Source organism: Aeromonas popoffii, assembly GCF_037818705.1.
In the GTDB taxonomy this organism is placed as follows: domain Bacteria; phylum Pseudomonadota; class Gammaproteobacteria; order Enterobacterales; family Aeromonadaceae; genus Aeromonas; species Aeromonas popoffii.
Genome location: NZ_CP149129.1, coordinates 2,883,428 through 2,896,107 on the forward strand (window position 1 = coordinate 2,883,428; position 12,680 = coordinate 2,896,107).

At 59.6% G+C, this 12,680-nt stretch carries 11 protein-coding genes and 3 tRNA genes; 2 read left to right on the forward strand and 12 right to left on the reverse strand.

The genetic code is table 11. The features are described from left to right. Positions 1 to 2 precede the first annotated feature (2 nt). The 12 genes from WJM78_RS13070 to WJM78_RS13125 all read right to left on the reverse strand — a co-directional run bounded on the left by WJM78_RS13070 (position 3) and on the right by WJM78_RS13125 (position 11,615). On the reverse strand, positions 3 to 1,016 hold the full coding sequence (locus WJM78_RS13070) for a site-specific integrase (RefSeq protein ID WP_339009764.1): 1,014 nt from the start codon (positions 1,014 to 1,016) through the stop codon (positions 3 to 5). A 112-nt stretch (positions 1,017 to 1,128) separates the two neighbouring features. Then, positions 1,129 to 1,215, reverse strand: a tRNA-Leu gene (locus WJM78_RS13075). A gap of 41 nt (positions 1,216 to 1,256) precedes the next feature. Then, positions 1,257 to 1,330, reverse strand: a tRNA-Cys gene (locus WJM78_RS13080). A gap of 35 nt (positions 1,331 to 1,365) precedes the next feature. Next, positions 1,366 to 1,441: transfer RNA gene (locus WJM78_RS13085), tRNA-Gly, on the reverse strand. Between the two features lie 182 nt (positions 1,442 to 1,623). Continuing rightward, complete coding sequence (gene pgsA / locus WJM78_RS13090) at positions 1,624 to 2,178, reverse strand: CDP-diacylglycerol--glycerol-3-phosphate 3-phosphatidyltransferase (RefSeq protein WP_042036538.1); 555 nt, start codon at positions 2,176 to 2,178, stop codon at positions 1,624 to 1,626. A gap of 242 nt (positions 2,179 to 2,420) precedes the next feature. Further along, positions 2,421 to 4,274 (reverse strand): excinuclease ABC subunit UvrC, encoded by a 1,854-nt coding sequence (gene uvrC / locus WJM78_RS13095; RefSeq protein WP_339009767.1) that lies wholly within the window; start codon positions 4,272 to 4,274, stop codon positions 2,421 to 2,423. A 129-nt stretch (positions 4,275 to 4,403) separates the two neighbouring features. Beyond that, positions 4,404 to 5,048 (reverse strand): UvrY/SirA/GacA family response regulator transcription factor, encoded by a 645-nt coding sequence (gene uvrY, locus WJM78_RS13100; RefSeq protein ID WP_042036535.1) that lies wholly within the window; start codon positions 5,046 to 5,048, stop codon positions 4,404 to 4,406. 211 nt (positions 5,049 to 5,259) lie between these two features. Then, positions 5,260 to 6,039, reverse strand: coding sequence for a 3-deoxy-manno-octulosonate cytidylyltransferase (gene kdsB / locus WJM78_RS13105; RefSeq protein WP_339009768.1), 780 nt, complete (start codon positions 6,037 to 6,039; stop codon positions 5,260 to 5,262). Further along, positions 6,036 to 6,224: a Trm112 family protein gene (locus tag WJM78_RS13110; protein WP_042036532.1), complete on the reverse strand. Its 189-nt coding sequence runs from the start codon at positions 6,222 to 6,224 to the stop codon at positions 6,036 to 6,038. The genes kdsB and WJM78_RS13110 overlap by 4 nt, the downstream gene beginning before the upstream one ends. Positions 6,225 to 6,391: 167 nt before the next feature. After that, positions 6,392 to 7,387, reverse strand: coding sequence for a tetraacyldisaccharide 4'-kinase (gene lpxK / locus WJM78_RS13115; protein WP_339009769.1), 996 nt, complete (start codon positions 7,385 to 7,387; stop codon positions 6,392 to 6,394). After that, on the reverse strand, positions 7,387 to 9,156 hold the full coding sequence (gene msbA, locus WJM78_RS13120) for a lipid A ABC transporter ATP-binding protein/permease MsbA (protein ID WP_042036529.1): 1,770 nt from the start codon (positions 9,154 to 9,156) through the stop codon (positions 7,387 to 7,389). The genes lpxK and msbA overlap by 1 nt, the downstream gene beginning before the upstream one ends. 191 nt (positions 9,157 to 9,347) lie before the next feature. Then, positions 9,348 to 11,615, reverse strand: coding sequence for a DNA internalization-related competence protein ComEC/Rec2 (locus WJM78_RS13125; protein WP_339009771.1), 2,268 nt, complete (start codon positions 11,613 to 11,615; stop codon positions 9,348 to 9,350). A 27-nt stretch (positions 11,616 to 11,642) separates the two neighbouring features. On the opposite strand from WJM78_RS13125, the gene WJM78_RS13130 reads away from it, so the two are divergent. Both WJM78_RS13130 and WJM78_RS13135 read left to right on the forward strand, forming a co-directional pair. Beyond that, positions 11,643 to 12,161 carry a DUF2062 domain-containing protein gene (locus WJM78_RS13130; RefSeq protein WP_042036528.1) on the forward strand — a complete coding sequence of 173 codons (519 nt, stop codon included), beginning with the start codon at positions 11,643 to 11,645 and terminating at the stop codon, positions 12,159 to 12,161. Then, entirely contained in the window at positions 12,155 to 12,649 is a 495-nt protein-coding gene (locus WJM78_RS13135; protein ID WP_212514149.1) for a DUF2062 domain-containing protein, read from the forward strand. The genes WJM78_RS13130 and WJM78_RS13135 overlap by 7 nt, the downstream gene beginning before the upstream one ends. The last annotated feature ends 31 nt before the right edge of the window (positions 12,650 to 12,680 follow it).

Genomic DNA, 12,680 nt, shown 5'->3' on the forward strand with positions numbered 1-12,680 from the left:
ATTTAGCCTCCAACTTCAGAAAAAACGCGGTCGATCAATTTTGTTTTATGCTCGACACACAGATGTGCATATCGCTTTGTCATATTGAGGCTCTTATGGCCCAGAGCATCCGCAATCTCTAACAGCCCTGCCCCGGCCATCGCCAAAAATGAAGCACATGAGTGCCGCAAGTCGTGAAAGCGAAAATTATCCAATCCAGCGTCTCGCTTTGCAGATTTCCAGCGGTAATCAAAATGAAGAAATGGCCCTTGCCCACTTGCGTGTGGGAACAGGTGGCCACTACCTACCTCACGGAACTTTTCCAATTCAGCGATAACGGGTGGCGTAAGCGGGAGCACTCTTCTCTCACTGTTCTTTGTTTTGGCTAGGTAAGCAGTTTTGGTCTGAAAATCGATGTCAGACCAGCGTAACTTAATCAGCTCTGAGCGACGAGCACCGGTTGTCAATGCTGTAATCACGAGCAAATACAGGCGCTCCCATTCGCTTTTTTTTACCGCCTCAAGCAACTTAGCCAACTCACTTTCTGTTAAAAATCGAATGATGGCGTTGTTCTCTGGTAGTTGGCGGATTTCACGACATGGGTTGTGCTTGATGTCGTACTCCTCATTACAAAATTGGAATACGGCTGACAGCATCATCTTTCTACGATTGCAGGTGGCAGGGGCTTTCCCCTCATAACGGAGGGAATCAAGGCAGGTTTTGATATCTCTGCGGCTGATTTTGCCCAATGGCTTGTTCCCTAAACGTTCAGTCCACCACGAAAGGCGATTAGCCATATTGGGATCTCGACCGGTATAGCGCTCAAGGTATTCAGAGACAGCTTCAGTAAGCGTGAGAGTATTGAGTGTATGATTGGTTAGGATGTGTGCGAAATCAGCATCGAGCATAAACTGCGCTGCGAATCGTTCTGCATCTTTTTTGACTTTGAAGGACTTGGTGATGCGACTACCTTGGTGGGTTACATCCACACGATAGGTAGTGCCTTTGACACCCTTACGGGTTTGAATCTTTGCCATTTTTGTTGTTACTCCGCAAATTTCCACCAAATATGGTGTTGAAATGGATGTAACAACCGCAGCATGTATGGCGCTATTTAACGCCAACCTGTTGATTATACAGGATTTTTGTTGGTGCCCGAGGCCGGAATCGAACCGGCACGCCTCGAAAAGCGAGGGATTTTAAATCCCTTGTGTCTACCGATTTCACCACTCGGGCACCGCAACCGGTATCAAGTCCGCGTGGCGGACTTGTCTATATGGAGGCACGTTCCGGAGTCGAACCGGACTAAACGGATTTGCAATCCGCTGCATAACCGCTTTGCTAACGCGCCATGCAAAAGAGAGTTGGCTCTCTATTGTCTGAATTTGGAGCGGGAAACGAGACTCGAACTCGCGACCCCGACCTTGGCAAGGTCGTGCTCTACCAACTGAGCTATTCCCGCATTGGTCTGGCTGACTGCCTGACTACGAGGACGCATTCTAGCGATGTTCCTCGCCCAGTCAACCAAAAATGTTTAATACCCTGATCGTTCGGGTGTTTTTTACCCTTTCACTGCACTTTTACCACTCATGATCGTTTCCCTGCCCCAACGATGGGGAAACGATGCTTTATGCCAGGCAGACACTAGAAGCGGGAGTGGTAGGTCAGATCGCCCCAGGCGGCCTTCATGTACTGGAACATGGACCAGAAGGTAAGCACAGTGGCCACATAAAGCAGCACGTAGGCGAGCCATACCATCCAGATGTCGTACTGCCAGATGAGGCCGGTGAGCGACACCATCTGGATCATGGTCTTCCACTTGCCAATCCAGCTGACAGCCACCGAGGAGCGTTTGCCGAGCTCGGCCATCCATTCACGCAGGGCGGAGATGATGATCTCGCGGCCAATCATGGTCATGGCGGGGATGGTGACCCAGATGGTGTTGTAGTGTTCGACAATGACCACCAGCGCCGCCGCCACCATGATCTTGTCGGCGACCGGATCGAGGAAAGCGCCGAAGGCGGTGGACTGGTTCAGCTTGCGGGCAAGGTAGCCATCAAACCAGTCGGTCGCAGCCGCCAGAATGAAGACGAGGGCCGCCGCCAGATAGGACCACTGATAGGGTACATAGAACAGGATGACGAAGACGGGGATGAGCAAGATCCGAAAAAACGTCAGCAGGTTAGGAATATTTGTCATTATTTTCAGCCACTTCTTGTATGCCGCTACATGGTAGCCCCAAGCCGATCACGGATGCAACCGGACTGGCGCCCGCCTTGGTCTATTAATCCATCAACAACCTCAGGATGCGGGCCATTATGGCATTTGCGGGCCCCCTGCGTCACGGCTCTTGTGCACCCCGAGGCGGGATTGCGGCCACGATTCAGAGCTAATTGGATGAGCTGGGTTGAATGCCGAGTACTCTGAGCCCAGCCCCCGGCTCAGAGCGAGTGCAGGGCATCATGAATGGACTGGGCCAGCTCCTGGCTGATGCCGGGTACCTTGGCCAGTTCATCCACCCCGGCCTTTTTCACCTCCTGCAGCCCGCCCAGATACTTGAGCAGTGCCTGACGACGCCTGGGCCCCACCCCCGGAATATCCTCCAGAGTACTGGTGGTGCGGGCCTTGGCTCGTCTGGCTCGGTGACCCGTGATGGCAAAACGGTGAGATTCATCGCGAATATGCTGAATAAGGTGCAAAGCGGGCATATCTGCCGGCAAGTGCAGCTCTTCGTGGCTCTCCCCCATGATCAGGGTCTCCAGCCCCGCCTTGCGAGTCACCCCCTTGGCGATGCCCACCAGCAGCGGGTATTTGCCGCCGAGGAACTCCAGCTGACGGGCCAGGATCTCCTCGGCGCGGCGCAATTGGCCGAGGCCACCGTCGATAAACAGCACGTCCGGCACCTGGTCCGGCTCCTGCAGCTTGCCAAAGCGCCGCTCCAGCACCTGCTCCATGGCGGCGTAGTCATCCCCCCCCGTGATGCCGTCGATATTGAAACGGCGGTATTCCGAAGAGAGCGGCCCCTCCCGGTTGAACACCACGCAGGACGCCACTGTGCGCTCCCCCATGGTGTGGGAGATGTCGTAACACTCCATGCGGGCAATGGGATGCTCCAGCTCCAGCAGCTCCTCCAGCTGGCTGAAGCGGGCCGTGGTGGTGCTCTTGTGGGCGAGGCGCGAACGCAGCGCCGTCTGCGCATTGATGGAGGCAAGCTTGATGAAGCGGGCCCGCTCGGCGCGGGTACGGCTCACCACCCGCACCTTGTAACCGGCGGTCTGGCTCAGGGTCTCGGCAATCACGCTCTCGTCCTCGAGAGCCACGTCCAGCAACACCTCGCTCGGGATCTGCCTGCCCCCCTGCCCCGACAGATAGAACTGCAGCAGGAAGGATTGCACCACCTCCTCGAGGGGCGTATCGCTCGGCACCTTGGGGAAATAGCTACGCGAGCCGAGCACCTTGCCCTGACGAATGAAGAGCACATGGATACAGGCCGCGCCTTGCTCAAATGCCACCCCTACCACATCCAGTTCATCGAGCACGTTGCCACTCACCGACTGCTGCTCGGTCACCCGGCGCAGCGCCTGGATCTGATCCCGGTAGCGAGCCGCATCCTCGAAGCGCAAATCGCCGCTGGCGGACTCCATCTTGCCCACCAGCTCCCCTATCACCTGCTGATTTTTGCCCGCCAGAAACAGCTTGGCCAGCTCCACCTGCTGGGCATATTCCGCCTCGCTCACCAGCCCCGCCACGCAAGGGCCAGCGCAGCGTTTGAGCTGATAGAGCAGGCAGGGACGGGTACGGTTGGCATAGACAACATCCTCACACTGGCGCACCGGGAAGATCTTCTGCATCAAATGCAGGCTTTCGCGCACGGCGCCGCCCGAGGGGTAAGGGCCGAAGTACTCCCCCCTCACCTTGCGGGCGCCGCGATGGACGCCGATGCGGGGGTGCTGGTGCCCTGTGATAATGATCCAGGGGTAGGATTTATCGTCCCGCAGCAGCACGTTGTAGCGCGGCTGGTACTGCTTGATGAGGTTGTGCTCGAGGATCAGCGCCTCTGTCTCCGTGTGGGTCACCATCACCTGGATATCAGCGATCTGGCGTACCAGGGTGTGGGTCTTGATGCTGTCGACCCGGGTGCGAAAGTAGGAGGCGAGCCGTTTTTTCAGATCCTTGGCCTTGCCCACATAGATGACGGTGCCACCGCTGTCATACATGCGGTAGACACCGCTCTGGTGAGTCACGGCACTCAGAAAGGCCTTGCTGTCAAAAAGGGGCTCGGGAGAAAGGGTCATCAGCTACTCGGCTCAACACAAAAGGGCGAAAACGATAGAGCTCAACATCAACGGGGAGAGCATACTGCGCCAGGCCAGCGACATGCAAAAAGGCGGCACCCGCCGCCTTTTTGACTCCCCTCCACCCGCTTACAGGGTGTCGGCGTCCAGCATGCCATAGCGAATGGCCAGATGGGTCAGCTCCACATCACCGTTGATGTTGAGCTTGCTGAACAGGCGGTAACGGTAGCTGTTGACCGTCTTCGGGCTCAGGTTCAGCTGCTCGGAGATGTCGGTCACCTTCTGGCCCTTGGTGATCATCATCATGATCTGCAGCTCGCGCTCGGAAAGGGACTTGAAGGGATTTTCATCCGCCGACGCAAACTGGCTGAGGGCCATCTGCTGGGCGATCTCCGGGGAGATGTAACGCTGGCCCGAGTGCACCAAGCGAATGGCGTGGATCATCTCGTCCGGGGCTGCGCCCTTGGTGAGATAACCGGCGGCACCCGCCTGCATCACCTTGGTGGGAAAGGGATTTTCTGAATGAATGGTCAGCACTATGATGCGCACATCGGGCCGGATCCGCAGTATCTTGCGGGTCGCCTCCAGGCCGCCGATGCCCGGCATGTTCATGTCCATCAGGATCACGTCTGGATGGTGCTGACGACAGAAGGTAACTGCAGCTTCCCCGCTCTGCACCTCGCCCACCACCTTAATCCCGCGGACATCTTCCAAAATGCGTCTTATCCCTGTACGCACCAACTCATGATCATCGACCAGGAATACATTTATCACCCAAACACCCCGTTTTTTATCTCGTTATATGCCAGTTAGGGTTAACACGGCGTCTTGCATCATAACCAAACTCGCTGGTTTGGCAAACCATGGGCGGGAAAAGTTTGAACGTGCTCATAAATGACGTTTGTAATCAAATAATTATGTAAGGATTCAACACAAAAAACGGCGCCCGCAGGCACCGTTCAGAGTCACATCGGTGGTGCTGGCATCAGTTCGCCAGCAGCGCACGCACCTTGTCCAGATCGGCCTGGGTATCCACCCCAACCGGCGGTGCTTGCAGCGCCTGGGCCACGTGGATTTTCTCCCCGTACCAGAGCACCCGCAGCTGCTCCAGCGCCTCAACCTGCTCCAGCACGCTCGGTGCCCAGTCCACATAGCGCTGGATAAATCCGGCGCGATAGGCGTAGATGCCGATATGACGCTGATAGTGGCCGCCAATCTGCTCGTGGCGCCCAACAGCGCGATCACTGGCAGCAAAGCGATCCCTGTCCCAGGGAATGCAAGCGCGACTGAAGTAGAGGGCGTAGCCATCCTTGTCAGTCACGACCTTGACCGCGTTGGGATTGAACGCCTCCTCCGCATCCTCGATGGGCACAGAGAGGGTAGCCATGGGTGCCGTCGCAGCGGCCAGGTTATCGGCCACCTGACGTATGATGGCTGGCGGAATGAGCGGCTCATCCCCCTGCACATTGACGATGATGGTATCGCTGGCAAAGCCGTAGTAGCGGCACACTTCTGCCAGACGCTCGGTGCCGGACTGGTGATCCTGCGAGGTCATGCACACCTCAAAGCCTGCGAGCGCGGCGCAGGAGGCCAGCGCGCTGCCTACCCGCTCGTCATCGGTGGCGACGATCACCCGATCCGCACCGGATTGCAGGGCCTTTTCCACCACGTGCTGCACCATGGGCTTGCCATGGATGTCTGCCAGCGGCTTGCCCGGCAAGCGGGTGGAGGCGTAGCGGGCAGGAATGATCACCACGAAACTCATGACGGCATCTCGTCGCTATTAAGATGACGGGCGCGATTCTCCAGCAGCACAGGGATCCCCTCCTCCAGCGGATAGGCCAGCTTGTCGAAACGGCAAACCAGCTCGTGTACGGCCTTGTTGTAGTGCAGCTTTCCCTTGCAAACCGGGCAGGCGATGATGTCGAGCAATTTGATATCCAGTGCCAAAACGAAACTCCTTCAACGATGTCGAGCAAGCGACTATCTCGAGCGTGCCAGGATGCCGGGCACGCTATGATGTCGAGCCATTAATAGTCTAAAAACGTGAGCCAACTCGCGGCTCCTTCCACTCTGTCGAACGTGCCATGATGCCGGACAAGCCAGCATGCCGCCCTTCAGTGTTCAGAGCCGGCAGCGGGCGCCCTTGCCAGATTCAATTTCTGCAACAGACTGTCGAGCAAAGAGGCTGGCAACTCGGCACTGACCGGCAGATACCACCAGTTTTCCAGCGCAAAACCCCGACACTTGACCGCGTCTTTTTCGGTCATCAGCAGCGCCCGCTCGCCGAAGCGGGCGAGCAATTCATCCCGCTCAAACGCTTGATGATCCGCATAACCGACGCTCTGCTGAAGCTCATAACCAAGACTGGTCAGAGTGGCGAAGAAACGGGGGGGATGGCCTATACCGGCCAGGGCATCCACAACGCGGGGCAAGGGCCCGCTGGCGGGCACGTCATCGCGCACCCGGCGCGGCACATCGGCCACCAGCCGCATGGGATACTCCCCTCTGGCTGGCGTACCGCCGTTGCAGAGGATGGCATCCACCCGTTTAAGCCGGGTCACGGGTTCGCGCAGCGGCCCCATGGGTAGCAGGCAGGCGTTACCAAAACGGCGTACCCCGTCCACCACCACCAGTTCGATGTCGCGTGCCAGTCCATAGTGCTGCAGGCCGTCATCTGTGATGATGATGTCCACCTCACCACCTTGTTCCAGCAGACGCACCGCATCGGCCCGCTTCGGTGCTACCACCACGGGACAGCCACAGCGACGGGCGATGAGCACGGGCTCGTCACCCGCCTGCGCCGTGCTGCTGTTGGCATCGAGCCGGTAGGGATAATAGGGCGCCTTGCCACCATAGCCGCGACTCACCACCCCGGGCCTGAACCCGCGGGCTTGCAGCTGTTCCACCAGCCAGACCACGACCGGGGTCTTGCCGTTGCCACCCACCGAGATATTGCCCACGACAATCACCGGCAGACTGGCCCGATAGGCCTTGAACCAGCCACGCCGATAGGCGACGCGACGGGCGCCGCTGATAATGGCAAACAGCAGGGCAACAGGGGCCAGCAACCAGCGCCAGCGGCTCTGGCCATACCAGAGTTGCTGCAGCATTAGCCCTTGTTACCCGCAGCAACGTTACCAAACTGGATGGCGCGCAGCTGGGCATAAGTGCCCTGGTTGGCCATCAGGACTGCATGGTTGCCACGTTCGACAATATGACCCTCGTCGATCACCAGGATCTCGTCCGCCTTCTCTATGGTGGAGAGGCGGTGAGCGATCACCAGCGAGGTGCGCGCCTTGCACAGCTCGTCGATGGCAGCCTGGATGTGACGCTCGGACTCGGTATCGAGCGCCGAGGTCGCCTCATCCAGCAGCAACACGGGGGCATCGCGCAGCAGGGCACGGGCAATGGCAATACGCTGACGCTGACCACCGGACAGTGACGCTCCATTCTCACCGACCACGGTCTCGTAACCCAGCGTCATCTTGCTGACGAACTCGTCGGCATGGGCAATACGGGCCGCCTGCTGGATCTCTTCCAGGCTGTAGCGCTCTTCCGCCGCATAGGCGATGTTACTGGCGACCGTGTCGTTGAACAGGTGCACGTGCTGGGAGACCAGAGCGTACTGTTTGCGCAGCTCGCTCAGGCGGTACTCGCGAATATTGACACCATCCAGCAGGATCTCGCCCTGCTCTACGTCGTAGAAACGGGTCAACAGGCTGGCGATGGTGCTCTTGCCGGAGCCGGAACGCCCCACCAGGGCCACGGACTTACCCGCTTCCACCTTGAAGCTGACGTTGTTCAGGGCCGGCATGTCCTTGGTCGGGTAGGTGAAGGTGACGTTGCGAAACTCGATCTCGCCACGGGCGCGATCCAGGGTACGGGTACCGGTATCCTCTTCCGGGGAGGTGTCGAGCAGACCGAACAGGCTCTGACAGGCAGTGATACCGCGCTGGAACTGGTTGTTCACGTCGGTCAGACTTTTGAGTGGCTTGAGCAGCATCATCATGGAGGTGACCATGACGGTGAAGGTACCCGCAGTCAGGGTCGCCTTGACCGAATCTATGGTGGCCACGTAGAGGAACACGGCCAGGGCAATGGAGGCCACCATCTGCACTATGGGGCTGCCGATAGCATCGGCGGCGACCATCTTCATGGTCTGCTGGCGCATGCGGTTGCTGACGCAGAAGAAGCGTTTCTCTTCGACCTGCTGGCCACCGAACATCAGCACCTCTTTGTGACCCTTGAGCATCTGCTCGGTCGAGGTGGTGATGTCACCCACAGCCTGCTGGATGTGGCGGCTGATCTTGCGAAAACGGCGGCTGATGAGGCCAATCAGAATGCCCACCAAAGGGCCCACCACCAGGAAGATCACCGACAACTGCCAGGAGTGCCAGAACATAAGACCGAGCAGACCGACCACGGTTGCCCCTTCCCGCACCAGCGAGACCAGCGTTGAACTGGCGGCAGAGGAGACCTGGCTGGCGTCATAGGTCACCTTGGCCAGCAGGTTGCCGGTGTTCTGGCGGTCGAAGAAGCTCATGGGCATGGCCATCAGGTGGCGGAACACCTGCTGTTGCAGTCGCATCACAACATGGTTGCCGACCCAGGCCATGCAATAGTTGGAGAGGAAGGTAGCGCAGCCACGCAGGGCAACGATGCCGAGCACGAAGAAAGGCATCCATTTCAATACGTTACTATCATTGCCATTGAGGCCCTGATCGATCAGTGGCTTGATGGAGTAGACGAAGGTGGTATCCACAGCGGCATAGCCCAGCATCCCTATGATGCCGCCGACCAGACCCAGCTTGCGATCCCGGACATAACCGAGCAGACGCTTGAAAATGGGCCAGCTGTCTTGTGAGGTTTCTTGTTGCATGAATAGCCGTTAATAAGGGAAATGACGGGGTATTCTAGCCAAAGCTTGGGCATCCACCAAGCACCGCCATCTCGAGAGCCAGAGTCATAACGGGAAATGACGGATTAATGGCCTCGCCAACACTTGCGCATCCACCCAACATCGCCATCTTGACAGCCAACACCCGGCCCCATACAGAGGGAGATGATGGATTATTCCCTGACCGGCTCCGGGTCAGCGGCCCCTCGCAGCTGCGGATCCGGGCGGGACATGGCAGAGGGTAACGTGGGCCAGCCCACGGGACGCCACCAGGCGCCGCCCCGACGATACCAGGGACCATGGTCGCGCTCGGCGCGAATGCCAAGTCCGTCAGCCAGAGGTTCAACCAGGATGGCGCCATCCAGCCCTGTGACCCACTGACTGGCCTGCCGATACCGGGCCACCACCTCGGGACGGGGAAAGCCCCACTGATTAATAAATCCTGCGCTATGCACCACATAGCGGGCATTCACCGCCGTGACGAAAGCCGGGGTGGACGAGGTCCGGCTGCCATGATGAGGGCTCACCAGCAGAGTACTGGCCAGCTCGCCCCGATCCAGTGCCAGCAGACGGCGTTCAGCCTCCTGCTCTATGTCTGCACTGAGCAGGATGCGCCGGTTACCGTCGCTTATCTGCAACACGCAGCCGTCATTGTTGTGGCCACGCCCCGGCTGCTCGGGCCAGAGCACGACAAAATCGAGCCCCTGCCAGCGCCACCGCTGGCCACGACGGCACAAGGTGGTGAGCTTGCCAAACTCGAACGAGGAGAGCTCATGACGCACCGGTAGCGCCCGCAATATCGCCCGGCGGTTGCCGGCGTGATCCCTGTCCTTGTGGCTGATGATGAGATAATCCAGCACCTGCACGTCGAGCCGGTTGAGCACCGGCAGGATAGCGGCATCCGCCATGTTGTAGCCACCGGGATAACGATCCCCGGTGTCATAGAGGATGCCGCGCTCCCCTCGGGTGATCAGCACAGACAAGCCCTGCCCCACATCCAGCACCCGCATTTGCCAGCGCACTGGCGTGGGCCAGGCAGCGAGCAAAAGGGCCGCGACCACAGGAATAAGTAGCGGGCGAGCCCCCGGCACATGCCAGGCGCCCCAGAGCAGGGTCAGCAGGGCGCTCACCGGCATCACCCAGCCCGGCACCGGCCACCAGAGCTGCCACTGACTGGCCAGCTGCGTGAGCACCCACAACACCCACTGCAACCCCAGATCCGCCAGCCAGAACAAGCCGTGGGCCAGCCAGCCCCAGAGTGGCGCCAGCAGGACGCCGATCAGCGCCAGCGGAATGATCCCGATGCAAAACAGCGGCAACGCCAGCAGGTTGAGCAGGAGCGCCAGCGGCGCTATCCCCTCGAACAACGCCAGTTGCAGCGGCAGCAAGCCGATCAGCAGCAAGCCTTGCAGCCGCACCAGACCGGGTTTGGCCTCCATATAACCCGCCGCCAGTAGCAGGGCTACCGCCATAAACGAGAGCCAGAAGCCGGCCGAGTAGAGGGCGAAGGGATCCCACAACACCAGCACCACAAAGGCCCACAACCAGATGCGATAAGCGGGCCACTCTCGCCGGCGCCAGCGCAGCAGGCTCCACACCAGCACCATGATGAGGGCCCGCTCCGTGGCCACCGCAAATCCCGCCAACCAGCTGTAGACAGCGGCAAACAACAGGGCGACCAGTATGGCCCCGCGTAACCCGAACAGCCGCCCCAACCACCAGCCCAGCACAGCCACCAGCGCGATGTGCTGGCCCGAGATGGCGATAATATGGGTCAGTCCGCTGCCGCGAAACAGCGTCCACTGCTCATCCGTGATACCGCTCTGCTCGCCAAAGGTGAGTGCCGACAACAGGGGAGCATGGGTAAGCCCCTGCCAACTGGCGGCGGCCTCAGCCAGCCAGCGCTCTCGCAAGCCCGGCGCGGCGGCTTGCGTCTCGATGATGCGGCGCAGGTTACCGGTGGCGGTGATCCCCTTGCCCAGCAACAGACGCCGTCCATCCATTCCCGCCTCGTTGGCCAGCCCATGGGCCGGTTTAAGAGAGACCACCAGCGTCATCCGGCTGCCCGCCGGCAGCGCGGGCAGGGCCTGGTAGGCGTTGATCCTGACCAGCGGCTCAGGGGTCAGCGCCTGGCCATCAAGGGATGCCACCCGCAGCAGCAGCCGGACAAATTTATCGCCCTCGGGCTCTGCACTTTGCAAGCGTGCGGTTATGATATGGCTCACCTGCGCCTCCAGCTGATCCAGCCAGGCGAGCCGGTACTGCAAACTGACCTGCATCCAGAGGATGCCGAGCAGCAGAAACAGCAGACGCCAGCAACGATAACAGGCGAGGGGGAGCGCGATCAGCAGCATCAGGCCCCCCCATTCCCATGAAGGTAACCATGGCCAGAGTAACGAGGAGCTTGCCCCCAGGGCAAACGACAACAAGCGCAGATCCATGGTGCAAGTATTTAGCAAGGTTTCAATATGCCCAAACGACTCATAAAACGCTGGATGCCTGATCAAGAGAGACTCAAGGAACACAAGCACTTACGGCTGTTCGGCAAGTTGCTGCTCGATGCCAACCTGTGGCATCTCAACCGGCGATCCGCCGCTGGCGCATTCGCGGTCGGCCTCTTCATGGCGTGGATCCCCCTCCCCTGCCAAATGTTGCTGGCGGCCGGTGGTGCCATCGTCTGTCGGGTCAATCTGCCCCTCTCCGTCGCCCTGGTCTGGCTCTCCAACCCCATTACCATGCCGCCCCTGTTTTACTGCGCCTACCTGACTGGTTGTCAGTTGCTGGGCCAGCCTTCCCAGCACATCAATATCGAGTTCACCCTGGCCTGGTTGGTGTCGGTATTCGAGACCCTGGCCCCGCCCTTGCTGCTGGGTTCACTGGTGCTCGCCTTGCTGAGTTCGCTGATAGGCTATGCCTTGATCCGCACCTTCTGGCGCATCAGCACGGTACGCCAATGGCAAAAGCGCAAGGAAGCGCGGACATGCTGAGCCCGTGGTTTGCCCGTTTCAAGATAGATCCGGACACGTTACGCCAACAGAAGTGGTTCGCCCTGTTTGGTGACCGCCTACTGGCACCCGCACTCTGGCAGGGGGGAACACGGGCCCTGAGTGGTGCCGTGGCAGCGGGCCTCTTTGCCTGCTGGATCCCGGTCCCCATGCATTCGCTGATCGCCGTCGCTCTGGCGTTGGCCTTCAGCCTCAACCTGCCGCTAGCCCTGCTGGCAGTCTGGTTCAACAATCCGGTGACGCTCCCTTTCATGTATTTCTATGCCTACCGCACCGGCTGCCTGGTGCTGCACAAGACGCCGGAGCCGTTTCATCTCACCTGGTCCCTGCACTGGCTGGAACACGAGGCCATGACCCTGGTACCTCCCTTCCTGCTCGGCAGCCTCTTGCTGGCGGTGCTGACCGCCGCCAGCGGCGCCGCCCTCACCCTGCTGCTGATGCAACTGGCCAAGCTGGCGCGCGCACGCTGACCGACCCCAGATCAGGAGGACCCCTCTTGTC